The organism is Paenibacillus sp. JZ16 (genome assembly GCF_015326965.1).
In the GTDB taxonomy this organism is placed as follows: Bacteria; Bacillota; Bacilli; order Paenibacillales; family Paenibacillaceae; genus Paenibacillus_AQ.
The window spans coordinates 926,813-953,571 of record NZ_CP017659.1; the positions used below are offsets into that span (position 1 = coordinate 926,813).

Consider the following 26,759-nt stretch of genomic DNA (forward strand, 5'->3'; position numbering starts at 1 on the left):
GTATAATATCCCGACAATTTCGTACCGCAACTATTTGTGCACAAATTAGTTGCATCTTCTTGGACAATGTTAATGTACATTCATTGTAGTACAAAGCCGAGCATGGACAGCGCCATCAAGGGAGCCGTTACAAATATTTTCGTTTAATACTCGCATTATCCTGCCCGTTAGCTTAATGAAATGTCTGGCGCCGAAATGCTATCTCACAAGAAAAAAAGGGCCCCGCTCGGCATAGCCGACTGCGGAGAACCCCCTAACGATTCAGCATTTACTTTTTCGCTTCCAAAGCTTTTTGGTAGATTTCAAGGTATTGGGTTAGTTGGAGTCCGTCTAATCCCTTGACGTAGGCGTCCCATTCCTTATTGATGTCTTTAGATCCGGTAATAAATTGAGCCATGTTGGACTTCACGTAATCGATCAACGCAGTCTTGATTTGCGCCGCGATCTCCGCGTCTTCCAGCGCAATAAAAACGCCATTTGGGTATTGCTCCTTGGAATGGAACGGCTCATATTCCTTGGATACCTGATTCAGCCGCGTCCCATATCCATCCGGTGCCAGCGGATCTTGCGGTGCGGTCCAGGAAGCTCGATACGCATAAGTTCTTAAAGAAGGCCCGATCTGTTCCCATCCGTCATTATGCGTTGGCTTCTTGTCCGTTTTCGGAATCGACGTATATTTCGCTTGATTTCCGTTAATATCCAGTTCTCCGTCTTGTGCCTTTCGCCAACCTTTGTCTTCCGGTCCGTTCTCCTGCAGCAGAATTGCTTCTTCGGTGTAAAGGTAGTCCGCGAGGCGGATCGCTGCAATCTGCTGGTCGTTGGTCGCTTTATTCGTAATGGCAAACTGGGAATTACCAATGCCGGCAAAATTCAGGGTTTGCTGAACGCCGCCGGGCCCTTTTAGAGGTGGAACCACGACGTAATCCTTATGCCGCGGCGCTTTATCATCCATGCTGTAGGCATAACTGATCAGCGCGGTAGACAAAGCTCCCATAACGTTGTCTGGTTCCCGGTTGGCCATTTGCTGAACCGCGTCAGCGTTTTGTGTAAAGGCCGCCGGATCAATCAATCCCTCTTTGTATAACTTGTTTAAGTAAATCAACCCTTGCTTCCATTCATCCTTATTTGCCGTAAAATCAACCTTGCCGTCAATGACCCTTAGGAAGGTGCCCGCATTCTTCTCGGTATAATCATCTAAAATAAAGGAGTTCATCAGAAATGCCGAAACGTTTCCCGCCCACATCTCATCTGATCCCGAAAGCGGGAGTTCGTCGACCTTGCCGTTTCCATTCGGGTCCTTTTCCTTAAAAGCCTTCAGGACATTGTAAAACTCTTCTGTGGTGGTAGGAACGGATAGTCCCAGCTGATCGAGCCATTTCTTGTTGATCCACATTTTCAATGCGTTATCGCAGTGATAACATTCATTTACTTGAGGAAGGGCGTAAATATTGCCATCGGGGGCCGTTATCGAATCCTTCATATATGGGATATCCTGCATTGCCTTCTTTATATTCGGCGCGTATTGTTCGATCAGGTCGTTCAACGGGATAAACACGCCTTGCGATCCATACTTCATCTGTTCTTCCTTGGAGAGGTCCCCATGCAGGATGACTTCCGGGTAGTCTCCACTGGCGAGCATTAGCTGTTTGCGATCCTTCAAGGCATTGTTCGGAACCAGATCCCAATCGATTTTGATGTTCGTTTTCTCTTCCAGGAACACGGTAAAGGCATTGGTTTTCATATCCTCGATGGTCGGAAACTGCGGCGCAAACATTCTTATCGTCATCGGCTGCTTCACAATCGGATAGGTGCCGACCTCTGTAAACAATTCACTTTGTTCCGAAGGCGATTCCGCCCCTGTCTCACCAGCAGCAGCGTCCGGGTTCTCCGGATTGGAGGATCCTCCACAGGCACTCAGCAGCATCGTCAAGGTCAACATACTGATTAACAACGCGATTAAAGACTTCGTCCACCCTTTGCGCATCAAAACAACTCCCCCATTCTTTTTCATGTTATTCCTGATCACAATCAGTAAACTTCCAATCACCCGTATCTTCCTTGAATAAAAGACCGCACCACCTCCCTTAAGCTGGGTTCCCACTTATCCTTTCAAGGAACCGATCATGACTCCTTTGACAAAGTGCTTCTGAACAAACGGATAAATGATCAGTACCGGTGCACTCGCGACCACGATCAGTGAATATTTTAATAGATCCTTCAGTCCTTGCTGCGCCTGCACCTGATCCACATTGGCCATCATCGACGGATCCACCGTGTTCAGAATCAAGACGTTGCGCAGAATGATTTGCAGCGGGAACAAGTCCGGAGATCTCAGGAAGATCAAGGCGTCAAAATATGCATTCCAATGTCCAACTGCGTACATGAGCGTCATGACGGCAATAATCGGTTTGGACAAAGGCAGGACGATGCTGAGAATGAACCGGATATCGCTGCATCCGTCCAGCTCCGCCGCTTCGGACAGTTCATCCGGGATGGTCGTCTGGAAGAAGGTGCGGGCAACGATAACCTGGATCACGCCCATGGCTCCCGGCAGAATCATCGCCCAACGGGTGTCGAGCAGCTGAAGATCCTTCACCAGGAGATAGTACGGGATCAACCCCCCGTCGAACATCATGGTAATAACCAGCACAATCATAAAGAAATGTCGGCCGTACAGCGTCCGCTTGGCAAGCGGATATCCAAACATGATTGTCAGTGACACGTTGATCGCCGTCCCTACGACCGTATAGAACAAGGAGTTCATATAGCCGACGCCGATCTGCGGGTTCTGGAATACCGCCTTGTATCCATCCAATGTAAAATCGACTGGGAAGAGCCATACCTTTCCGGACACGACGGCCTGCGGCGAGCTTACGGATGAGCTGAGAATATAAATCAATGGCACGGCCACGATGATAAGAATCAAGGTCAGGAAAGCATAGATCAAAGCGACAAACATGCGGTCCCCCCGGGATTCCCGTATAGCGGTTGTTGTTTTGGGCATTTTGTTCCCTCCTTGGCACCTTTTTCATTTAGGTATGGTTTCAGTCGGCCTCGGCGACGAATTCATTCGACTCACCACAGACTGCTGCTCGACAGCTTTCGTGCGATGTAATTCACGGCGATCAACAGGAGCAAATTCACCACCGAGTTGAAGAAGCCGATCGCCGCCGAGAAGCTGAAGCTCGACCCAAGCAGACCTACTTTATACACATAAGTAGATATGACTTCGGAAGAGGCGAGATTGAGAGGGTTTTGCATTAGATAGATTTTTTCGAAACCCAGCTTCATAATGTTGCCAAGATTCAGGATCAGCATGATCACTGACACGGGAATCAGGCTGGGGATATCAATCTTGAGGATCTTCTGGATGCGGGAAGCCCCATCCACCCTGGCCGACTCATACAGCTCAGGATTTACTCCGGCGAGCGCAGCGATATAGATGATCGCCCCGTATCCGGTGTACTGCCACACATCGGACCAGACATAAATGGATTTGAACAGATCAGGCATACCCATAAAATTCGTATTGGTTACTCCCATCATTTCGAACAGCTTGCTGACCATGCCCACTTGGGGCGTCAAATTGACGATAATGATCGATACCATGATAACCGTCGATATAAAGTAAGGAGCGTAAGTTATCATTTGTACGCTCTTCTTGAACAGCCCATTTCGGATTTCGTTCAGGGCGAGCGCCAGAATAATCGGTGCCGGAAACCCGACGGCCAGACCATAGAAACTGATCCCGAGCGTATTTTTGATGTAGAGCCAGAAGTTTGGGGATTCAAAAAATTGTTCAAAGTATTTGAATCCAGCCCAAGGGCTTCCCCAAATCCCTTTAATGACGCTGTAGTCCTTGAATGCAATCACGATCCCGGCCATCGGCACATATTTGAATACAATCAAGTAAAGAAAGGGGAGCAGGAGAACCAGATACAGCTGCCAGTGGCGCCTGATCCGGATCCACGTCGTTTGCGGGCGGGAGCGGGTGCCGACCTGAGCAGGACCGGGTAGCCCGGGACCGCCATGTAACTTATTGTTGAGACTTCGCATCAGCATGAACTCCTTTTCGTTGTATGTTGCGGATATCGTTAGCGCCCTTTTGGATGCGGCGGAATGTATTGCCATTGTAAACGCCCGATCTTGCGATCAACAAGAAACAAGAATAAACGGGTTAACCATTTTCGCCTGCATGATTTATAACGAAAAAGGCAGCGATGAGCTCGCCACCTTAACCGTTTTCTACAAAGAAACCGTTTTCAACTGTTCGTTTTGCGGAGCTGATTGCTGCGGTATTCGCCCGGTGCCGTTCCCATAATCCGTTTAAATACTCGCGTTAACGAGATGGCGTGGGTATAGCCAACCCGCTCCGCAATCTCTTGTACAGAGGCATCCGTCTCCAACAACAGCTTCACTGCTTCACGCATCCGTACCTGGATAAGAAAATCGACGAACCTCTGTCCGGTATGTCCCTTGAACAACTTGCTTATATATTTGGGATTCAGCTGAAAACGATCCCCGAGCATCTCCAGCGACAAATCCGGGTTGGCATAGTCCTGTTCGATCAGCTTGCAGATCTCCCGGATAAGCGCTGCGTACTGCCTGCCTTCTTGTAGCTGACCCACGGATTCGAACAAACTGGTCATGACTTGCTTGATTTCAATCCGCAGCTGCTCCAGTGAACTGCCATGGTCCAGCATTTCCGTAAGTAGGGGAAGCCGTACCTGGGACCACTCGCGGTAGACATCCTTATTCATGTCCGAAAGCTCCCGGCCGACGTTGTACAGTAAATAATTCATCAGGTTAAATATCTCTTCATTGGTAAGAAGGCTGCCCTTTAACTGTGCGAACCATGCCTCATATGCCTCCTCCCACCCTATGTTCAGCATTCGGTAGGATTGAATAATCGAGCTGATTTCTCCTAGGTGAGCGTACACTTCGGCATGGCTGGTGCCGGCGATATCCTCGCAACGAATCAGACGGTTTTCCCCGAGTACGATTTTGTATTTAAGCGCTTGGGCTGCGCTTTTATACGACTTGGACAGGTCTTGGATCCGATAAACCTCCTCGCCGCTTCCAATCGTAACGGTAAATTTCAAATTTTGCTCGGTCCAGCCCCGCATTTTCGCGCCAAAACGGGATAAAGCTTCTCCCTCTCTCTCCTCTGTCTCGTCCCCCTCAAAGTAAATGACGGCAAGGCAGGAGGGCGACGTCCATTCCGACCACAAACGAATACTCTCCTTCATCGCAATCTCGTTCACCACGTTCCGGAGGACGAATTTCAGCAGATTCTGATCACTCGCCGTATACTTCCGGCAGAACTCTCCGTAGTTGTCCATTTCAATGATGAGTAACCTAAACCGGTCCAGCGGCTCGGGTAAATTCAGTATGGCGGCTTCCTCCTGCCACTCTTCCAGACTCATATCGGTTTGTCCCTCAATCAGCTGATGGAACAGATACCTTGTCCGCAGATGAAGATCTTCCTGGTATTTTTCCTGGTATTGCCTGGACTGCTCCAGGATATGATCGAACGCCGACTCAATAAATGCGAACTCATCGGGACTGCCTTTCCATAAGCCCGCGCCCCTTACAGGCAGGGAATAGTCGCTGAATCGCTCGGCGATCCGCTCGATCGGTCTGGCATTGCGCCGAGTCACATAGATCATCCAGATGAATCCGGCGGCGATCATGAGGAGTCCGATCACAAACCACAGATTATAGAGTTCTGAAATCGTGTTGACATATCCGCCATTGATGAGACCGCTTCCATATTTCCAACCGGTGTAGTCCGAGGTATATTCCGAGAAGAGCTCGGATTCTTTAACTTTCGCCTCACTCCCGAACAACAGCTGACCGGAAGCATCTTTAACCTGGATGAAGCTGACCTTGGATTCGTACATATTCTCCGTCAATTTTTTCAGCGAATCCGCCGAAACGTTAACCACGATCATGCCGAGATTATTTTTCATGTATGGCGATCCCCGCACCAGACTGACCACCTGTTTACCGCCAATCATTTTGAATTGCTCGAAACTGCGCCCACCGGTCCACTTTGGAGTCTTCGACACCTGATATTCTTCGATAAATTTGCGGTCAGGATATGAACCGATATAAGCGTTGGTTGCATCACTCAACACATATCCGTCCGAATATCGCACCAAGTAAATGGAATCGATCAAAGGATAGTAATTGATCAATTCCTTAAGCTTTTGCACGGCCCTGATGTTGATGTAGGCATCACTTCCTGAGTTTGCTTTAAAAAAATTGTTCAAAGACTCGCTGTTGATACTCTCGAGGACGATCATATTATCGATCACTTTGAGCGAGGTATCCACGATCCGCATCGCCTGTAGGGACAGCGTCTTATTGGCATTCAGCGCCTCGCGACGGCTTTGCTCACTGAACATTTGAAAGAAAACAAAGAAAATAAACGTGATGACAATCATAAATACCGGCATGTAGGACAATAGTAGTCGTTTAAACCATGATTTGCGCATCATAACCCCGCCCCTATGTAATGTGGACATGCTTTTGTATTAATGAATTATACAACGGGGGGCAATCCCCTGTCGGTTGAAGTAACTTTAGAATAATTTTGATGATAATCCGACAGTGGCGGAAGGAGCAGCAAGTTTAAACTCCTCACAAAAGAAAAAGCAGTCAACCTTTGTTTTAGGGTGACTGCTTGCCGTCATCATACTTTAGCCTTGACTTCACTTTATCTGTTTTGTTCAATTTTTTCCTTCCTTGCTCCCTACCCAAATTAGTGTGCTCCCATCCATCATTGGTGATGACTGGACGATAAACATCGATAGATCGGGTCAAATGCGGTCTCGATTTGCTCCACATCCTTGTACAGCCAGATCTTTTTAAGCATTTGCTGCGTTTCGTTTAGCGGTTCGTCTCAGTTGACGAGCATCGGACGAAGAAGATCAGGGTCCGGCAGAGCTTTTTTATCGACTTTCCCGTTAGGGGTAAGCGGCAAACTTTCCATCTGCACCACAAGTGAAGGCAGGAAATATTCAGGCAAATTCCGGGCTAAATACGCCTTGACTTCCGTTTCGGACAACACCTGTTTCGCAACAAAATACGCACATATTATCGGATTTCCACTTCCGTCTGCTTTGACGGCTACCGCGGCTTTCGAGATTGCGTTGTGTTCCAATAGCCGGGTCTCGATTTCTCCCGGTTCCACTCGATACCCTCGGATCTTTACTTGATCGTCGATTCGCCCGATCATTTCGATATTGCCATCCGGCAGCCACAGGGCCAAATCCCCCGTTCGATATAACCTTTCCCCGAGGAGCGGATGTTCCACAAACTTGGCTTCTGTCAATTCCAGCTGATTCACATACCCCCGCGCGATACCGTCTCCTCCGACGCAAAGCTCTCCTACTACTCCGAACGGCTGAAGCTTCAACTGTTTATCAAGAATATAAGCGGATGAATTGCATATTGGTCTGCCAATTGGAATGGTCGATTCGAAATCACGTTCGATCGGGAAGTAAGTGGAGAACGTCGTGTTTTCCGTTGGACCGTACATATGGATCATCCGCAGATCGGGGCACCTCTTCCTTACGGCATTTACGTGCTTCGGCGATAACGCTTCTCCGCCGATTAGCAAGATGTCTAACGTACGAAAGGCGTCTGGGTCCTGTTCGTCCAGATTATGGAATTGAGCCGTAGTCAGAAACCAAGCCGTAATGCGGTGGCCGATGATGGTTTCCTTCAATTTGTAAAGGTCAAATAGGTCCGTGTCCTTCATCAAATACAAAGTAGATCCGTTCAAAAGGGATCCCCAAATTTCAAAGGTCGACGCATCGAATGTTATTGTACCGGTTTGCAAAATTCGATGCTCCTTGGAAAAGTTGAAATAATTGGTATTCTTGACCAGTCTTACGATGTTACGATGCTCAACCATGACTCCTTTCGGTGTCCCCGTTGATCCGGAAGTATAGATGATATAGGCTAGACTTTGCGAGGTTGCTGCAGATATCGTATGGGGACAGCTGTCAAGGCTTAGCTGCGCGTTGTCCCAATAAATTACTTTTCCCTCAAATGCTATGTCAGGCTTCCAACTGGAAGGAGCCAGTAAAAATCCCGCTCGACTGTCCTTGAGCATATATTCGATTCTTTCGCACGGAAAATCGGCTTCGATGGGCATATAAGCGCCGCCAGCTTTCAATATGGCTGTAAGCCCGACAATCATATTGACAGACCGATCCGCGACAATCCCAACGACGCTCTCCGGCTTAATGCCGTGATCCTGCAGTGCTTTTGCAAGCTGATTCGCGCGTTCGTTCAATTCCCGATAGGACATCTGATGGTCCTCGGTCATGACCGCCGGGCGATCGGGGGTTAAACGGACCTGTTCCTCAAACAAGTAATGGACCGTTTGGCTGGAAGGATAGTCCGTCTTAGATCCGCTGAAAGCCTGAATCTGTCTCTCCTCTTCTTCCGACATCATACGTATGTCGGCAATCACCTTCTCGGGGAAATCAACTACTTCATGCACGATTCGGCTCAAGTGGCCGCTCATCTGCTCGATCGTTTCTTTTCTGTAGGAGCGGGCCGAATATTCAAGGTGTATCATGATAAATTCCTTCTTAAAAGCCGTCAAAGCAAGCTCAAACGTCCCCAGCTGATCGGATTCATAAGGAGTGGCATTGGCGTTTTGCCAAGTAAACGCCGCTTTGATGAACGGGTTGCCGCTCAAATTCTTTCGCATATTCCGATCTTCGAGTGCTTGCATCGTGGTATGCTTGACTTCTATCAGAAACTTACCTAATGGCTTATGTACAGTAGGAGAGTAACGTATAGGAAACATCTGTCTTTCCAACAGATACCCAATTACAGGATCATCCTCGCCGGTATATTTGGCAAGCAGGATCGCATAACAAGCCATAAGTGCCATATCCACAGTTATTCCGAAATTGAACGCAAGTTCATGGAGTTTTCGGGTCGTTGCAAAATCAAGGGAAAAACGAACCTGGTTTCCTTCATCGTCGGCCCATCCCCCCCTCGGCAATTCGTCAATTGATACATCACAAGTCGTTTGTTCCATGACCATCAACCTCCCGGATAATCGATTCATTAATGTCTGATTGTTAACGAACAGAAAAATCCTCTTCGCATTCTGCGATCAAGTAATGTCCCCCTTCAACCCCAAACTAGTTTTTTATAGCGAAGCCACCGTTGTTTTTTGGAACGTCAAAAAAACCCCTTTCTTCAATTCAAAATAATGAATAAAACGGAGGTTTCCCGTTGTATTCGGCAACTGGCTGGCATTGCGGTCGCAGTAGATCCCACATTAGCCCCTATAGCTTTGCGTCGCCACCTTTCGGTGGGTTTGCTATTGTCGTACAAAAATAGTATTTAAATTGTAAACCATGATTATATTATGTATTCGATTTACAATTACTGTATCTTGTTTCCAAATGAAAATCGATAGGTCTTTTGTTCAATATTGTCTTTCAAGAATGGTTTTGATGATATTGATAACCCTCATGAAACACTAGGTCGTGATAGTTAATCTTTACTAATTTTTTCCACTCCTCGCCTTCACTACACTTCACTTAACTATGTATTAAAGCTATTCTGTTCAAAAGAAAGGCTGCGATTTTCTGTAATTACTTGGATATTAGATGATGGCTGATCAAGAAAATAGTTCTATTTTTTAACTTCACTCCTATATCCATTGACCTAATTGCGACAGCAGGAATCATCAAGTCCAATAACTTTTGCCTCCTGTCAAACAGGACTAAATTACCATCTATAACTGGTAAGGACATTTCGCTTCCGATCAGAAAACTTTCATAAGTTCAACCCACTTGGTAATTCCATCCTTCAAGTTCCCGGTCTAATGGATCACTGGATAATAAAATAAAGAGCCGTTGTCCAGGACAACGGCCTCATATTGCTATATGTCATGAACAGTTTTAAAAAGGTCCGGTTATTTTCACCTTGATTTTATTGGATTCAACTGTTACCCCGTTCAATGTAATTCGAATCGACAACTCGGCTTGCCCCGGATGCTTGGCGATAATCTTTCCTTTGGGGTCGATCACCGCCTTATCCGGACGGCTGCTCAAATACTCAATGTGAGCGCCGGATAACTCCTTAGTCGTTCTTCCTCTCTCAAGGAAGACTTCGTAGGAATAACCGACCTCATCTCCGGGGTGAAGCTGGAGCGATTCAGCCTCGAGCTGTACTTTGTCCAGCGGCATGACCAGATTCGGGTCGCTATACTTCATCAGCTCGCTGCCATATTTGAAATAGAAGTTGCCAAAGTCGTCCTGCGCCAGCTTTTCCGCATTGCTCTCCAACAAGATGGACAGCGATTTGCTTGCTGTGTCAATCTTAAACATCTTGCTCGTATAAGTATGGTCAGCAACATATCCCGTATAAATGGTACCGTACACATTGCCGTCCGTTCCAATGGTCAATCGAGGATTGCTGTGTGCATAATCTGCTGTAGGAAACATATCCTCACTGTAAATAATCTCTTGGCGTTCCGTATCATAGATGAACAGAGCCCCCAGCGCCATTCCCCATATGTTACCGTCCGGGCCCCATATCAAAGAGGTTACTGCTTTTTTGCCCGGAACAGGTACCTGTTCCAGCTCTACTCGGCCTGATGCTGTATCGTAAATGGCAAGTTTCCCCTCTCCGCCGGTCATCGCGCCGGTGGCCATAAACAGCTTTCCATTTTGGTAAAGCAACGAATTGATCGAATGACCGGATATAATGTCGCGCTTCACATCAAACTTTCCGGTAACAGGATTGTAGACGGTAAGTGCCCCGCCTGTTTTGCCTGCAATTGGATAGGAACCGATGTATAACAGGTTTTCTTCCTCGACCCCGAGCATGGCTACGGGCCGGTCTTGCTCCGAACCCAACTGACCAAGCCGCAGCGGGTTATTCGGTTCTGATGGGTCCGTCCGGTTCCAAGGTTTGGCTGGATCGTATTCAAAGAGGGTCGCTCTAGGATAAACGCCGAGATACATCTTTCCGTTCAATGAACCGAACCCTTCGACTTGACCGATTTGAGGATAATGCTTGGTCTCGTTACGGGTCGGCGAGTAAATTCCCATTCCCCCGCCTGAAATGAAGCCCGAAGACAGAATCTGCCCGTCTGTGCTCTTCCCGATATTAAACAATTCCACAAACTGTGCCGGAAACGGAAGCTCCGGCGTCTCAATCAAACCGGTTTCCAGATTGTAATAAAATGCCCTGCCGCTATTTCCGGCCAATCCGACCAAGGTCCAGCCCGGATACTTTGCCTGATCCAGCTGAACATAACCAAAAGCGACGCCTGCTCCTTTGACATCCACGCCCAGCGAGCCGTAAACCCCCGTATTCACATCATACGAATAAAGCGACCACTGCTGCCCGCCTCCCGGGAGAGTCTCATAATAGGTGTAGAACACCGTTTTGCCGTCTGGCGATATTGGTGAGAATCCCCGGGCATTATAGGCCGTATTTTTATTTACGATCCAGCTGGAGGTATCGGGATCATAGACACACATAACGGGTCCTGGATCCACGCGCACGAAAAGTTTGCCCCCTGCATACCGGAGATCATAAACCGAAGTCATGCCGTTAAATTCAGGCGGATGAAGCGCGGTGGATGTTCCGCTTGCGAGATCGTATTGATAAAGCTTGGCGACATCGGCTCCCCCCACATAGATCACTTGACGATCGGAATCGTAAGCAAGGCTTCGGATATGAGACTCTTTCGAAGAAGTCTTGAAGGATTTAAGGATTCTGGTCTGGTCGGATGCGGGATCATATTCAAACAGCGATTGGGAATATCCTGTTCCGCCATACACTTTGCCATCTTCCCCGGCTACAAGCGTCCAGATCACGGTATCGGTAGGAACCGGTTTGCCGATCGTCCGCAACGTATCCTCTGCCGGATCATATTGAAACAACGTCCCGTTCGGCGTACTGCCGATGTATACCTTTCCGTCGGAGGCTGTCACAATCGCCCAAGCTGCCGATACGTTGCTTCCGTCAAGCGCAACCAGTGGATGAGTGGATTTCACTTCTTTCGAAGCAACATCCATTACGATGAATTGTGCCGGATCACCCTGTGCGACCGTAAACAAAGCATCCTGACCATTCTTGTCTTTACCGAAGGCTGCCGTCATCAGGGTTAGACTCGACGATTGCGGTCCCAAATTCGTTAAGTACGGTGAGGACGCATGCGTTTGCAATGTGACGCTGTCAACGAAATACCTGCCGGTTTGATCGCCATTAAACTTGAAGGCGACTTTGACCTCTGCAGCATTTTTAGGTGCCGCAGCAGCCACTCTTAAACTCTGCCATTGGACCGATGGTTCATCGACCAGGCCGCTCACCATGGAGACAAGCTTTCCGTCTGCATCATAAAACCTGAGGTCTGCTTTGCCGCCTTGACCTTCATCCGAGAGCACACTTGCTGTCATGATGACATTGCCGAATGGCTGGACGGCGTATGCATCGCTGACCGCTCCGGAGCCTGCATCGGGCGACAGGCGTTCCACCTGAAGACTTCGTTTCCCATCTGCGTACACGGACTCACTTACGGTAATGGCAGCTCTGTCTTCATCGGGCTGCCAGCCCGGCAAACGTCCATTTACTTCAGAATCCTCGAAGCCGCCGTTGATCATAACGTTGGTCAATTCTTCATCTGCGGCATACGTGATCGGCATGGCCCACGGGATAATTGCGAACATCATGATGACCGTTAGGACTGCGGCAATCCGACTCTTCCACATTCTTCTCACTAAACTCTCCCCTTTACGAATAAATTTTTTTCACATTTAGTAAACGCTTTCAATACGATCTCATCTTATCATATCCCTTTATTTGTATACAAGTAAAATACATGTAAATAACATGTGGACTCACTAGTCCCTTATGAGATTTAGACATGTTATCATGGTGGTTCCTGCTTCTGATTGCAATATGGATATGCTCTGGCGGCAGCGGTCGAGCTGAGCCTGACCGACAGCAGCGTCAAAATACGGTTGGCAGCCGTTCATGGTCTAACGCCAGTCGGCTCCGTCCCTGGTGCCGTCATGAATTGAATACAAAAACAGCCGGGAATAACCCCGGCTGCTGCATTTGCTGGACACCCCAACCATTATTGTCTCTACGCCTGTTGATGGAAATGAATGCCTAATGCAAACATTTGTTATTCCATCGAAACCCTTATCACTCCGAAGAAAATAAATACGTTGAAAAATCCCGGTTAATATAGTCTTTAAAATGCCTTTTGGCTTTAACGGGGAAAGCATCAAGCTCCTCGGTAGTCCAGATGCTGCGGTGGGTCTCGAATTCATTGCCGTACACCGTGCCTTGCGGCCATTCCGATCCGATGGGAATGTTAAGCAGAACGTGCTTGCCTCTAGCAATGCTGGCATTCAACAGGGTAAGCGCCTTATCCTTATCGAAATGCTCCAGAACATCGCCCATAATCATGACGTCATATTCTCCGGGCGAAGTTGACGGAATAAATTCAAAAGCATCAGCGATGTGAATTTTATCGTAGAAATACGCATGGTAACGGTCAATGTTTTTGGGGAATATTTCAATTCCCTCCACCCTTACCTTCCAATCCTTACGAAATACCCGCCCTGACCACACATCGAGGAATTCGCGGCATAACATGCCCCAGCGGCCAAATCCAACGCCGACATCAAGTACCGAGGACGGCGATATCTGCCGGAGCAGTTCCACGCAATACGAAATATTTTGCCAATTGGATGTCCCCATATTGTTCTTACCACCCCACTTCTCGTTGAGGCGATGGTTCATCATTCATCATGAGATTGATGATGCGAAAATCTGGAATGGCGTACTCTTGAGGAAGTTTGGCGGCAATCTGATCCCATACCTGTCGGTTGACAACTATATGCGGCTGGGAAAGCTGGGTTAAAAACAACCCGTTGTATCTATCCCCGGGAACGTGATGCATGTTCATAACAAACACCGCCTTTTTAAATTAGGATTGTTTTTTTAGAGACAACTGCTCCGAATAAACCCCTGTCAAATGTTTGATCATCGTATGAAGTGACCGGTTTTTTAAGGCCCACTCCAGCGCATTGTCCCCAAGCCTGCGCCGGAAGGAAGGATCCGACAGCAGCTGACCCAAATGCAGATAAAGTACATGCGCGTCTCCCGGAGGAGACAGCAATCCGTCAACATTATGCCGTACCGCTTCTTTTAATCCGCCTGCACTGGATGATACGATGGGCAGACCTGCTAACTGAGCTTCCATAACGGAGTAGGACAGGGTTTCCATCAAACTGGGCATTGCGAAAATTTCGGCCTGACTCAGCAAATAGGGGACGTCCTCCCGGCTTCCGAGGAAACGAACCGCCGACTGAATACCCATCTGGCGACATAACTCCTCGTATTCATATCGTTTATCACCGTCTCCGACCAACCAGCATTCCCAATCCTGGCGGTCCACGTGCAGCCTGCACAAGGCATTCAACAAGACGTGAATCCCCTTCTCGTAGCTAAGACGCGATGTGCTGATGATCACGGTTTTATCCTTGGGCTTCATGATCGGATTTCCGGAAACCTTACGCATGCTGCTTTGAAAAAAAGGGATGTCGAGGGCGTAAGGAATAAGGACAATTCGATCGGAAGGAGCCCTAAATTGATGGACCATCACTTCTTTAAGCCATTCGGAAGCAAGAAGGACTTTATCGCTTACCGAACTTCCCAAGTATTCCATAGATTTATAGTATTTCCAGACCAAGGAGCTAGTGGGGTCTTCCGAAGAAGTTTTGTTGTTCTCAAGCATATCCCGTACTGTAAGAGCTGCAGAAGCGTGAATGGAGGTCACTAACGGTATTTGTCCTGGTTTTATGCGTTTTATGGCAGCGGCGGCAAGAACGTCTTGCGCGTGTATGATATCGTATTGATCAAGACCGATAAAGGCGAGTGATAACTCCATGCAATACCTGTCGGTCTCCGCTTCCCTGACCCAGGGATGCTCCGCAATCAAAGGCGCGGTGGCAGGGGTTATCTTGTAATCGAACATTTCCTTGAAATGAACCTTCGGAACCTCCTGATTACTGTTGAAAATATAAAACCGATCCAGTCCGTTCCCAAAAAGATCCACCTGATGTCCCTCTCGTTCAAGCCCCTGCTTCACCTGCAACATATATTTCCATAATCCACCGACGTACGGGATTTGAAAAAAGGTAGCCAGCAAGATTTTCAAGGCTGCCACCCTCCTGTCAGTAATACCTGTCTCCGCTGCTCCAGTCTGTCGCCGTATATGGCCTGAAGGGTCCCGATTTCCCGCTTAAGGGCGTCTCTGTGCTTTAAGGTTCCCATGTTCGGATGATATCGGTAATGCAGAAGAATATCATGCAAATAATGAAATTCGTACCCGGCGAGCACGACCCGGCACCACATGTCGTAGTCCTGCGTGTATTTAATCTCTTCATTGAACATGCCGACATGTTCAAGGAGCTGCCGCTTCATCATGATGGTACAGCCATTAATTGGACATTCCCTCTTCAATCGATCAAGCAGCTCCAGATTCGAAGTAAACGAAAAATTCGGGGCTTCCATGAGCACTAAGTTCCGATCGTTGACGAAGTTGAAGTTTGTACTGCTGATCCATGCCCCACGTTCCAGCATAAACGACATTTGTCTTGCTGTTTTGTTGGGAAGATAAAAGTCGTCCGAACTGAGCCAAGCAATATAATCCCCTTTAGCTTCTCGAATACCGGCGTTAAGGGCGGAAGCCGTTCCCCCGTTGATCTTTCGGATATACCGGATGCGGTCAACATAAGGATTCAGGAGATCCATATGTTCGGTAGACCCGTCATCGACCACAATGACCTCTATCTCGGGATAGGTTTGCGCCAAAGCACTCTCTACGGCCTGTTGAACATAAAGACAGTTGTAGAAAGGGATAATAACCGTTACCTTCGGTATCATGTTATCTTAACCTCCTACCCGCGTATTGACCCCGGTTAGGAAAGTACCGGTTTTCCTATCGGACTTTTTATAAATTCATTTTGGGTTAAATAGATCAGCTGATGTACGCTCCATTGAAAGAAGGAAAAAACGGAGGGACCTTCCACTTTTCGCAGCGTTCGTCGTTCGCCGTAATAAATATGACCGCTCGGGGAGCTGTACAGGCGTCCGTTAAGCACCGGGTACTGAAGAAAAAAGAGGCGTCGATGGTGTGTCCAATCTGCAAAGATTGAACCAAGGAATCTGGGACATGCACGATTTCGTCCATTTGACACCGCAAACGTTGGAAGACTTCTCCAGACTGGATCGGGAATAAACAATTGTCCATCCACAAAAAGATCCCGGATCCACCCCCCTTTACGAATAGCGTCGCCGGGGCGCACTTCGCCCACTGTCCCGTAACCGTCACGCCTTCTCCAAGGGGATACAGGTTAAGCAGCATATCCTCAAGCGGTATGATTTTCCTGGCCATCAGTTTGTAAAAATAAAAAGAGTCGATATCCATAATGGGCCGTTTTTGGCCGTGTTCAATCAAAAATACAGCCGAGCCCGAATCGTGGACAAGCGTTCCATCCGGGATCTTGGTAATCATGTTCTGGACATGGTTATTGTAGATAACAATCCCTCCCTTCACCAAGCTTTAATAATATACTCTTTGTCTTAGCGGCCTGAGCCGACGCGTGACTATATCTTCAAAAAAAGACTCTTTGCAAGAGTGACTTGCAAGAGTCTTTTCCTTTCAGGAAATCGCATCCATGAAAAGTTATTCGTCTAGACTCAGGACACAAACTTGTACCGAAAAAACAAAAAAGCCGCTAAAATAGCGACTTTCAATATCACAACGCTAATTTCCCCCCACAGTCTCCTATCCGCTATAGCCATATCGGATGTGAAGCGTTCGGAAACTTACAAATCAAGGAACTTTTTTACGGCAGACAAGAAAGCTGGTAAATTATCATCATGCACAAAGTGCCCAGCATCCTGTATCATTACCAACTCGCAATTCGGAATAAGCTCAGAAACTTCCTGCAATTTGTTTTGAGGAATATGACTGGACCCACCGCCTATAATAAGAGTCGGCATGATGATGTCGTTAAGACGCAGCCACCATTCGGGATTAGGTTCATTAAGTTGCCGTAAAATCGAAGGCACTACCAGCCAATCAAACGGCATAGGATCAGAAGGTTCGGCAGGAACTTCGATCGGCTTATCCGGAAAGGGAGGTGGAGTGTCTTCAACGATCAACTTTTCTATCCTCGAAGGATATGTTTCCGAGAAAAGGTAGGATACTGTTCCCCCCATGGAATGCCCAAGAAGCGTAAATCGTTCCAAATTCATAGCATTTGCAAAATGAAACAAGTCATCGCACATCAGTTCAAAAGTGTATTTACCTATTCTTGCGCTCCCACCGTGACCCCGTTGATCTAAAGCTAAAACGCGGTATTTTTCTCCTAATACAACTGCGACTTGATCCCATGATTCTGCGCTTTTTCCCAGCGCGTGAAGTGCAACAATCGGCGGTGCAGAAGGTTCCCCACTCTCTCGATATTGAAAAGTGCGTCCATTCAATTCAATTTGATTCACACGTGTTTCCATCTCTGATCATCCTCAAACCAATCTGGCCCAATAATAGAAGGCGCCTACTGGAATTTTTAGTATTATTTTATTATTGAATGAACCTTTAGTCAATATAAAAATGAGGACTGCATCATATCAGCTGCATTCCTTGTCATTTTGCTCGTTACCTAAATAAAGCTGTTGTCAGGAACTTGACTGCTTATAACAAAAAAAGGGTATCCCTCCGTCATCTACTGATGAATTTCGAGACAGCCCCATCTATTTTCATTATTGAGCGTTCGTTTCCCGTTTAGTTAATCAAACTTTTTTGCATATAAATCACAACTTCTGTTCCAATTCCTTTATTTCCATTTTCGTCAATCTGTTCCCAACTGATTAAAAAATCCCCGTGCCCCCAATCCACATAGCCTAATTTTTCATAAAGTCGTTTGGCTTCCGGATTATTTATTCCCACCTCTAATCCTATACACGTACAACCCTTTTCTTTTGCTAAACGTTCGGCTTCTTGGATTATGGCCGTTGCAATACCTTGTCTCCGATATTCATATACTGTTAACCCAGCCTCTAAGAAAGCGCTTTGGATAATATCCACTAATTTAGTTACAGGTTCATCATTAGGACCACTCCAGCGTAATAAGAAATGGCCAACGGGGGTGTTATGATGCCAAGCGATTAAGTATAGTCCCTCACCTCTCTTTTGTGCAGCATATCGGTTGTACTGAAACATAGGATTACCAGGTGATAACTGAGAAACAAGGAAACTCAACTGGGATTCTTCTGCTTCTTTTATTTCCAAACATAATTTGTCTTTATTCATTTCATCTTCCTCTATCCCTATTCTTATACGCCTCTACGTCCCCAGCCAAAGACTTTGACGTGCACGATGGCTTTGGTTACCCAATGCGAGAGCACATACAACACGATGAACAGGATTAACAAAGGCCTAAATAAGAGCACTGCCACAACCCAGGTGAGCAGAATCTGCCAATTCTTCATTTTCCGCAAAAATTTGACTGGCCACAAAAATATTTTAAATAACATTTCGTTATGCTGAAGCGCCTCTAGAAATTCATCCTGGTACTGTTTGTCCTCTGGATCTAAGCGAACGGCATTCCGTATATACGTCTCTTTAAGCTTGTATTCCCCACGCTGACCAGCCGCCAAGCCGAGAAAAAATATACTTCGGACGATTCCATATTATGCTTGAGAGAGAGTCTTTCCAGCCTAGCAGAATCCTCAAAGTTTCTCAGCAACGCTTCCGTATAGCTTAACACAGCCAAATATAATGGTGATTCCGGACGCAGTTCAAGTGCTTGCGAAAGTGCCGTCTTCGCTTGGCTTGGCCTGCCCTTCTTGTTCAGCATATTGGCTTGCAGATAATAATAAAAAGGCTCATAGGGATCTATTCGTAAGGCCTCTTGCAGAGCTTCTTCGAAAGCCCGATCCTTATCCGTAGCGTAGTAAACGCTGACCCGCACATACCAGGCCAGCTCTTGCTGCGGCTCCCGTCTAAGCGCCTGGTTCGACCAATGAAGTGCTTTTGTTGTCCTACGACATTTTTGTCGGAGGAATCACTGTTCATTCCTTATCTCAAAGATTTTTTGCAGGGTATGGATGTGCAGTGTTCTTTCATCGTCCGTTTCTTGGAGTTTGTTACCTGATCCTGCGTCCATATACCACTCTACAAGCCTGTACCCGAACATAAGTAGGATCAACTCATAAACGCAGTTATCCGTTATGTGTGAAATATCCGCATATTCCGAAAAGCCCTTATAATACGCCGGGATACATCTACGGTAGTATTCAACCATGTCTTCAACATCGGCTTCGTCTGCGATAAGGCTTGCCATATCTTCACCTAAATAGCCCCACCCCGCGGTATCCCAGTCCATGAGTATGGTTTTGCCGTCTGAATAGAATATGTTTGCTACCCAAAAATCCCTGTGGCACAGCACGATGGGGAGCTTTTCAATACGGCTCCATATTTCGTCTGCGTTTTCATCAATATCGATGAGCATTTGGCATAGGTATTTCGGGATTTTGCAATCGTCGGAGCGTATATAATCGTACACTCTATTCCATGACCGATAATGAAGATAGAAATTTTTCATATAATCCGCTTTGCTCAGGTTGGTCAAGCTCTGTAAGACAGCTGGCTGTTCGGCATATAACTTGCCTTGGAACCGTCCTAATTCCTCGGCTGCGCGTTCATACATATCGCCGGTCAAATCTAAACCCGATATGCCGTCGATATATTCCATCCATATCTGCGTTTCGTTTTCTTCTTCGTTCATTTCGACGTGATAGCATTCAGGCCAACGGAATGATTCAGAGAACAGCGCGCCGAAATTGGATTTATACAAATCATATTCCCTACGCCATGAATCGGGATCGTTGTAGCGCTCCCATTTCTTCTGCGTTTTTAATACGATTTTATAGGGTAATGTCTCACCGTCAGTGGTTTTGACATTACCCGTCACAAGCTGTACATTACCCACTGTACCGCCATGTAACGGTTTGGTTTGGAAATCGGTGCAGATTATTTTTGTACCGAGCATTTTGTTTAAAACCTGTGTTAGAGTTTCAGCTTTTATTTCGTTCAATACGAAGTCCTCCAATCGTTTTTTTAACATGGGAACGCCTATGCATAATCATCATATTGGAAAAGAAGCCAACGATGAAAGGTGGACTATGGATTTATTCATTTATTACCTCTTCCTGCCAGCTAGCTTAATGAAATCGCGATTGGAGAATGGTTAGATATCGTCTATCCGGTATTCGGAACATGTTCTCGTCCTTTTCGGGATAAAACAAAAAAGCCGCTTAATTAGCGACTTTCAATGGGAAGATGTTTTTGTCCCCCGACAGATGGACTCTTTTTTTCACTATCTATCATGAAGGGAAAGCACCACGGAAAAGTGCTCTTTATTTCACATCCTCAATCCTTATCAAAATAAACGGTTTTTCCTGTATCTGCGGATATATACACCGCCTCTAATATTTGTGAAACAATCATCGCTTCTCTTGGTTTAACCAAGGGTTCGGTATTGTTCACGATACTGTGAATCCATTGTTTGGCTTCATATTCGAAATCGGTCATCTCTTCTCCCCTGAAAAGGTCTCTCGCATTCGCATTCACCTCGATTTTATTCAGGAACAAACTCCCGTCCCGCTCGCCATTGATCCGCAGTTCATTTTTAGCAAAATCCGCTCCGCCCTTCGTTCCGCACAGCAGGTTGCCGCCACCTTCCGCAATGTTAAGGGCCCAACTGGTTTCAATGATGACCGTCGCTCCGTTTTTAAATTTCACATACCCGAACGCCGAATCTTCTACCTCGAATTCGTTTGGATCCCAAGCTCCCCATTCGTTTGCGGCATTTTCGGTAAACTTCAGCTTATGGAAGACACTGCCGACGACACTCTCCGGTTCATAGTTATCCATCAACCATAGGATCAGATCCAAGGAGTGGGTTCCAATATCGATCATAGGACCGCCTCCCTGCTTCTCTTTATCCAGAAACACGCCCCATGTCGGCACGCCTCGTCTTCGGGTAGCGACCGCTTTTGCAAAATAGATATCTCCAAGCTCCCCATCGGCGATCATCTTTTTTAGCAGTTGACTCTTGGCGTTGGAGCGATTCTGGTACCCGACGGTTAGCTTCTTGCCTGTTCGCAAGTGGGCTTCGTACATCGCTTTGGCCTCCGCACCTGTGACGGCCATTGGTTTTTCGCACATGACATGTTTGCCGCTTTCAAGCGCATCAATGGAAATCGCTGCGTGCGAGCTGTTTGGTGTTAGCACATGGACAACCTCAATCTCTTCCATGGCAAGCAGATCCTTATAATTTGTAAATACCTTTGCGTCTGGCGTGCCGTACTTTTGGGCGGCTTCTTCGGCTCGTTCCGGCTTCAAATCGCAGAAGGCCACCATCTGTACGTTATCTAACTTGGACAAACACGGCATATGCTTCCCGCCCGCAATCATCCCGCAACCGATAATCCCTACTTTTACGGTCCTCATCGTATTCCCTCCCCCGCGTTATTTGAACTCTACCGTTCGATTTTCCTTATGCGCGATGTATGCCGCTTCCAATAGCTCCGTCAATTTCGTCCCGTCCTCCAGTCCGAAGGGCATCGGCTTGTCGTGAATCAATGCATCTGCCCACTGGATAATCGGAAGGGGCTGCCCTTTAGGGAGTTGAGCGGGTGAGATCCATCCGGAAAAAGGTAACTCGAGCTTCTTCGAGATGACTCGAACGGTATCGTCTGAGATCATCAAAGTGCCCTCCGTACCGTAAATCTCAAGGGCAGAAGGGGTTCTGTACGTCACAAGGCTGGTTTCGACCAGAGCGACCGCATTGTTGACGAACTCAATGGAGCATTGTGCGTTATCCTCCACTGCCCGATTGGTGAAGTAATGAAACATGGATGTGATTCTTTTGGGTTTACCGAGCAGCCAACTGGCGATGTACATCGGATGACAGCCCAAATCCATCATGGCTCCGCCCCCGGTTTGCTTCTCATCATACCAGTAATCGGGGAGCCAATTATTCAAAGCACCGTCGTGACCGTTACGAATACGCAGCAGCGTAATGTCCCCTAATACATGGTCATCGATCAGCTGCTTCGAAAACAATTGATGCGGCCTTGTACGGGCGGGAAAAGAAATGCAGAACTTGACGCCTGCTTTGCGTACCGCCGCAGAGATCCGATCGCATTCTTCAACAGTAAGAGCCATGGCTTTCTCGGTAAAGATGTGTTTGCCGGCCTCAGCGGCAGCCACCATGACGTCTGCGTGCATGCTTGTAGGGGCATCCACCACGACGCCATCAATGTCTTCCCGCTGCAGCAGCGCATCCAAATCTGCTTCAAAATCCACTCCCAAGCGGGCAGCCCATTCGCTTCCGCGTTCAGGCTGTTCGTCCCATACGGCCGTGAGCTTCACGTTACCGTGAGATTGCAGCTTTCTTGCGTAATCCTCTGCATGCACATGCCACTTACTTAACATCGCAACGTTCAACATGCGTCTTCCCTCCAACGATTATATTTTTCACTAGATATGAGTTCTCTTCAAAGGGAGGTGGGTAAAAATAAGGTTAGAAATGAATGGGGATGGAGTGACATCACCCACACCATCCCACAAACTTCCTTCACTAGAACCCTACATCATCCCGTTCTGCAGCTTTTTGAGCCACGAACTCCGCCATTTCCTCCACGCCGGCCGCTCTAAATTTTTCTTGAACACTATGAAGCATATTTAGAGCCTCTTCGTCGGACGCTGCAAAAAATGCTTTCTTAAATTCTTCATCGAAATTCAAACTGCTGGTTTTATCGATATATTCCTGATATTTAGGCCACTCTCTGGCAAGGTAGCTTGCGCTTACTTTGTCTATGATTTTGATCGGCATTCTTGCCGAGAAACTCTCCTCCAGCTTTTGCCACTCCGTTTTTTGATCTTCAGGCGTAGGCCAGGTGACTTCAGACGAGAAGGCGCCGATGAACCTTCCCGGAAGATAATTGAGTCCTGCGTCTCTTTTCAGATCCGGGTTGTCATCAAATTGTTTTTTTACATCAGCAATCCACTGGGGTATCCCGTTTTCCATGTTGTAGTGTGTTCCTTCGATCCCGAAATTCGCAAGCAATCGGCCTTCTTCGCTGTTGACATAATCAATGTACCGCAATGCCGCATCCGGATCTTTGATGTCCGCGCTTAAGAATAGGACAGGGAAACCGGAACGACCGGGCTTTTCCACTTGCGTTCGAATGTTTCCGCTCTTATTCTTCATCGGCCCGAGCAGTTCATATTGCATTTCCGGATTCGTCTTATACAGCGTTTTTTGTAAATCAGCTAACATCGGCTGGGCTCCGAATACGGCAAGCTTGCCCGTCGTCAGCTTTTCATTCGCTGTTGTACTCGTATTGTTGAAGGCTTCAAGATCAAACAAACCTTCCGTTAATAACTTCCTCATGTATAACAACCTGGCTTCATGATCCTTCGTTTGCGTCCAGTGAATCAGTTTTCCATCCACTTCACGGAAGTCCGAAATCGTGTAATCCGTCCACCCGGCAAGGAATTGGCCGTAATCCCATCCATTCCACATGGTTCCGGCCGGGATGACCGGCTTTCCGCCAATATCCTTGAAACCGCCGTCTCGGATCTTGACCAATAGATCATATAATTCTTCTTGCGTATCAATATCCTCCGCTTTTACATTTAAAGCTTTCAGGATATCTCCCCTGGCAAAAAGGCCGTAATTCCAATTATGAATGCTCTCCGGGGTTCCGTCCGGGGTTTCTGTAGGAATGAGATAAGTCTTGCCTTCAAATTCGGGACTATTGAGATCGAACTCGGCAAAATCCTTCGCAATCCCAGTCGTCACAAGTCTTTTAACATTCGGGTATTTATCGAGATAAGGGGTTAAATCCAGAAGTTGTCCTTCCGTGGCCGCCTTCTTGATGACTTGTCCTTCTCCTCCTGTCGTAGACCAGAAAGGTGCATTAACGATATCCGGAACCGTACCGGAAGCAAATATGGTGTTTAGTTTTTCTACTTCGCTTGTTGTGATGGATTCGAGTTTTAACGTGACCCCGGTTTTCTCCCTGATCTGCCCGGCTACGGGATTATTCTCCTGGTCCTGAGGGAAACCGGCTCCGCCACCGTTCCAAGCACTGAGAAAAGTCAAAGTTACCGGTTTTATTTCTTCAGTACCTGACTCCTTCGGACCCGTGTCAACCGTGCCTGCCTCCTTTTCTCCGCCTGTTCCCGTGCATGCCGTCATGGTCACGAAAAGCAGCAAAGCGATTAGTATCATGCCAAGAACACTCCTGCGCTTGTTCTTCCTCATCCTACAATCCCCTTCCATTGGAAGTTTTATATAAGAGGCTTAGCCTTTTATACCAACTACTCCTTAAGAGAACCTACCAATACGCCTTTTACAAAATACTTCTGAAGAAATGGATATACACAGATGATCGGGGTCGTAATAATAATAACGAACGTCATCCTCAAGGCTTCCGGCGTTACGCCTCGCAGCTCCATCTGCGTCTCGGTCATGTTTTGAATCGCAGAACCGCTATTACCCGACGATGACGTCATCGACTGGAAGGACGCTTCGCTGATCATCTTGTTCAGGAACGTGGCTGCAGGCTGCAGGTTCTCATTCTGTATGAAAAACTGACCGGTAAACCAGTCATTCCACACGCCCACCCCAACAAACAAGGCAATGGTAGCAAGCACCGGCATCGAAAGAGGCAGGATGATTCTTGCAAATACCGACAACTCGCTGGCTCCGTCGATTCGGGCCGATTCCGACAGACCTTCAGGGATCCCGTCGAAAAAGGTTTTCATGATAATCGCATTGAAGAAATTGTATAGGGACGGCAGCACCAACACCCAAAACGTATCCAGAATGTGGATTTGCCGGAACAGGATAAATGTAGGAATAAGTCCTCCGCTGAACAAGGTGGTAAAGAAAAAGAAGAATACGATATATTTTCTTCCGGGCAGTCCTTTCCGCGAAAGCGCGTAGGCTAATAAGGCCGTCAAAAATACGGAGGCAACCGTAACGACAAGGGTTCGGGTTACGGAAATATAAAACGAATTTAAGATCAGTGAGTTGCTAAAAGCTTTTGCATAGTTTTCTAGTGTAAACACTCTAGGAAAAAAATAGATTCCACCCTTCATCGCATCGTAGCCGTCATTAAAAGAAAGGGCTAGAAAATAGATAAATGGATAAAGTGCCGTAGCGCAGAATAAAAGCAGCACCGAATAGTTGAGCGTCATATACAATTTATCTGCTGGCGTCAGCCTTCTCGCATCCATACACACACCTCCTCATCTTGAGTGCCAGCTGATTACCATAACGATACGTTACTCACACGCCTGGATATATTATTGACAGCAACAATGAGCAGCAGCGAAATCGCTGACTTGAATAATCCAATGGCCGTGGAATAGGCTAATTGCCCCTGTTGGAGGCCTGTTTTTAAGACATAGGTGTCCAAGATCTCCGAGACGCTTAATGTTGCTGGGGACTGCATCAGCCAGATTTGATCAAAGCCCGCGTTCAGTATTCCGCTGAGGGAGAAGATAAGCAATATGCCGATCGTTGGAGTAAGGCATGGAAGCGTGATCTTAAATAGTTTGCTCCACCTTCCAGCCCCGTCGATTTCGGCTGCCTCATACAAATGCGGATCGATATTCGTTAACGCGGCTAAATAAATGATCGAACCCCAGCCTACCCCTTTCCAGATGTCGGAAATGATGACCAATGGATAGAATAATTCCGGTTTTCCCATGAAAAAGATCGGATCCAAACCCATTTGGTACCGAATGTCATTGATAAGCCCTACGTTCGGAGACAGGATTTTTTGAAGCAAGGTCACGACAACGACCCACGACACGAAGTGCGGCAGATAGGAAATCGTCTGAAACACTCTTTTGATTCTCTTGTGCATGACGGCATTGAGCATTAAGGCCAGGATCAATGGAGCTGGAAATCCGAAAATTAGTTTCAGGGCGCTGATGGATAACGTATTTCGGAGCACATCGTAAAAGCTGGAATCGTTTAAAAACTGTTCGAAATATTTAAAGCCTGCCCACGGACTCCCCAAGATCCCCAGATTGAATTTGAAATCTTTGAATGCGATTAATATGCCGTACATCGGATAGTAAGCAAACACTAGAAACCAGATGATCGCAGGAAGCAAAAATAAATATATATGCCTAAATTGCCATATCTTCGTTAATTTCTTATTCTTTTTTAACTGCTCAAATCCAGGGATAACAACACCTTTTGGTACCATTCTCCGAACACCTCCTCCATCATCGTCGGATCGGATTTTTACGAATCCATACCCGATAGCCTAGGTACAGAGCCATTGCCAACGGTTTTCGATTTTCGACGATATATATCGACTGCCTCCCCCTCCTTACTGCAAGCGGTTTCATTAAGATAGTTTAAATATATTCAATATACTGTAGGAATCATTCCATAATTTCTTCATTTGGATAAAAGTAATCTTCGGGTCAAAAAAAGTATTGGTGATTTCTTTAAAATAATGAATCGGGGGTACATGAAAAAGAAAGCTGCTGTTAGCCTAGGGGAGGCTCATGTTCTTTAGGTTATAAATGAACGGGGTAAGCCCCCTTCTCCCGCCCATATTTTTGAGGCGTTTATTCCTTGGCG

22 protein-coding genes and 1 riboswitch are annotated in these 26,759 nt (G+C 46.9%); of the genes, 1 reads left to right on the forward strand and 21 read right to left on the reverse strand.

Annotation, left to right across the window (positions count from 1 at the left end):
• Window positions 1-268: 268 nt before the first annotated feature.
• From BJP58_RS04090 to BJP58_RS04115, 6 genes are all read right to left on the reverse strand, one after another.
• Window positions 269-2,011 carry an ABC transporter substrate-binding protein gene (locus BJP58_RS04090; RefSeq protein ID WP_233354952.1) on the reverse strand — a complete coding sequence of 581 codons (1,743 nt, stop codon included), beginning with the start codon at window positions 2,009-2,011 and terminating at the stop codon, window positions 269-271.
• Between the two features lie 90 nt (window positions 2,012-2,101).
• Window positions 2,102-3,004, reverse strand: a complete 903-nt coding sequence (locus BJP58_RS04095) for a carbohydrate ABC transporter permease (protein ID WP_194542903.1) — start codon at window positions 3,002-3,004, stop codon at window positions 2,102-2,104.
• A gap of 71 nt (window positions 3,005-3,075) precedes the next feature.
• On the reverse strand, window positions 3,076-4,056 hold the full coding sequence (locus BJP58_RS04100) for an ABC transporter permease (RefSeq protein ID WP_071219042.1): 981 nt from the start codon (window positions 4,054-4,056) through the stop codon (window positions 3,076-3,078).
• Between the two features lie 206 nt (window positions 4,057-4,262).
• Window positions 4,263-6,503, reverse strand: coding sequence for an AraC family transcriptional regulator (locus BJP58_RS04105; protein ID WP_233354953.1), 2,241 nt, complete (start codon window positions 6,501-6,503; stop codon window positions 4,263-4,265).
• Between the two features lie 404 nt (window positions 6,504-6,907).
• Window positions 6,908-9,067, reverse strand: coding sequence for a non-ribosomal peptide synthetase (locus BJP58_RS04110; RefSeq protein WP_194542904.1), 2,160 nt, complete (start codon window positions 9,065-9,067; stop codon window positions 6,908-6,910).
• Window positions 9,068-9,272: 205 nt separating this feature from the next.
• A riboswitch (cyclic di-GMP riboswitch) is annotated at window positions 9,273-9,367 on the reverse strand.
• 574 nt (window positions 9,368-9,941) lie between these two features.
• Window positions 9,942-12,764, reverse strand: coding sequence for a hypothetical protein (locus BJP58_RS04115; protein ID WP_233355110.1), 2,823 nt, complete (start codon window positions 12,762-12,764; stop codon window positions 9,942-9,944).
• A gap of 183 nt (window positions 12,765-12,947) precedes the next feature.
• Here BJP58_RS04115 and BJP58_RS33850 point away from each other — a divergent pair, with 183 nt between their 5' ends.
• Window positions 12,948-13,076: a hypothetical protein gene (locus BJP58_RS33850; protein ID WP_267907866.1), complete on the forward strand. Its 129-nt coding sequence runs from the start codon at window positions 12,948-12,950 to the stop codon at window positions 13,074-13,076.
• 127 nt (window positions 13,077-13,203) lie between these two features.
• Here the strand turns inward: BJP58_RS33850 and BJP58_RS04120 are convergent, their stop codons facing one another.
• The 15 genes from BJP58_RS04120 to BJP58_RS04190 all read right to left on the reverse strand — a co-directional run bounded on the left by BJP58_RS04120 (window position 13,204) and on the right by BJP58_RS04190 (window position 26,376).
• Entirely contained in the window at window positions 13,204-13,764 is a 561-nt protein-coding gene (locus BJP58_RS04120) for a methyltransferase domain-containing protein (protein ID WP_194542906.1), read from the reverse strand.
• 7 nt (window positions 13,765-13,771) lie between these two features.
• Complete coding sequence (locus BJP58_RS04125) at window positions 13,772-13,972, reverse strand: hypothetical protein (protein WP_194542907.1); 201 nt, start codon at window positions 13,970-13,972, stop codon at window positions 13,772-13,774.
• A 21-nt stretch (window positions 13,973-13,993) separates the two neighbouring features.
• On the reverse strand, window positions 13,994-15,226 hold the full coding sequence (locus tag BJP58_RS04130) for a glycosyltransferase family 4 protein (RefSeq protein ID WP_194542908.1): 1,233 nt from the start codon (window positions 15,224-15,226) through the stop codon (window positions 13,994-13,996).
• Window positions 15,223-15,954: a glycosyltransferase gene (locus tag BJP58_RS04135; protein WP_194542909.1), complete on the reverse strand. Its 732-nt coding sequence runs from the start codon at window positions 15,952-15,954 to the stop codon at window positions 15,223-15,225. Before BJP58_RS04135 ends, BJP58_RS04130 begins: the two co-directional genes overlap by 4 nt.
• A 94-nt stretch (window positions 15,955-16,048) precedes the next feature.
• Complete coding sequence (locus BJP58_RS04140) at window positions 16,049-16,585, reverse strand: hypothetical protein (protein ID WP_194542910.1); 537 nt, start codon at window positions 16,583-16,585, stop codon at window positions 16,049-16,051.
• 314 nt (window positions 16,586-16,899) lie between these two features.
• Window positions 16,900-17,589, reverse strand: coding sequence for an alpha/beta fold hydrolase (locus BJP58_RS04145; protein WP_194542911.1), 690 nt, complete (start codon window positions 17,587-17,589; stop codon window positions 16,900-16,902).
• Between the two features lie 271 nt (window positions 17,590-17,860).
• On the reverse strand, window positions 17,861-18,388 hold the full coding sequence (locus BJP58_RS04150) for a GNAT family N-acetyltransferase (RefSeq protein ID WP_194542912.1): 528 nt from the start codon (window positions 18,386-18,388) through the stop codon (window positions 17,861-17,863).
• A gap of 23 nt (window positions 18,389-18,411) precedes the next feature.
• The gene (locus tag BJP58_RS04155; RefSeq protein ID WP_194542913.1) at window positions 18,412-18,612 is read right to left on the reverse strand and encodes a hypothetical protein; all 201 of its coding nucleotides are present in this window, start codon (window positions 18,610-18,612) and stop codon (window positions 18,412-18,414) included.
• A 56-nt stretch (window positions 18,613-18,668) separates the two neighbouring features.
• Window positions 18,669-19,049, reverse strand: a complete 381-nt coding sequence (locus BJP58_RS04160; RefSeq protein ID WP_194542914.1) for a hypothetical protein — start codon at window positions 19,047-19,049, stop codon at window positions 18,669-18,671.
• A 93-nt stretch (window positions 19,050-19,142) separates the two neighbouring features.
• On the reverse strand, window positions 19,143-20,129 hold the full coding sequence (locus BJP58_RS04165) for an aminoglycoside phosphotransferase family protein (protein ID WP_233355111.1): 987 nt from the start codon (window positions 20,127-20,129) through the stop codon (window positions 19,143-19,145).
• A gap of 380 nt (window positions 20,130-20,509) precedes the next feature.
• Entirely contained in the window at window positions 20,510-21,592 is a 1,083-nt protein-coding gene (locus BJP58_RS04170; protein WP_194542916.1) for a Gfo/Idh/MocA family protein, read from the reverse strand.
• Window positions 21,593-21,610: 18 nt separating this feature from the next.
• The gene (locus tag BJP58_RS04175; RefSeq protein ID WP_194542917.1) at window positions 21,611-22,594 is read right to left on the reverse strand and encodes a Gfo/Idh/MocA family protein; all 984 of its coding nucleotides are present in this window, start codon (window positions 22,592-22,594) and stop codon (window positions 21,611-21,613) included.
• Between the two features lie 130 nt (window positions 22,595-22,724).
• Entirely contained in the window at window positions 22,725-24,416 is a 1,692-nt protein-coding gene (locus BJP58_RS04180) for an extracellular solute-binding protein (protein ID WP_233354954.1), read from the reverse strand.
• A 56-nt stretch (window positions 24,417-24,472) separates the two neighbouring features.
• On the reverse strand, window positions 24,473-25,393 hold the full coding sequence (locus BJP58_RS04185; protein ID WP_194542918.1) for a carbohydrate ABC transporter permease: 921 nt from the start codon (window positions 25,391-25,393) through the stop codon (window positions 24,473-24,475).
• Window positions 25,394-25,425: 32 nt separating this feature from the next.
• A complete protein-coding gene (locus tag BJP58_RS04190; protein ID WP_113059358.1) occupies window positions 25,426-26,376 on the reverse strand; it encodes an ABC transporter permease in 951 nt (316 codons plus the stop codon).
• Window positions 26,377-26,759: the final 383 nt, after the last annotated feature.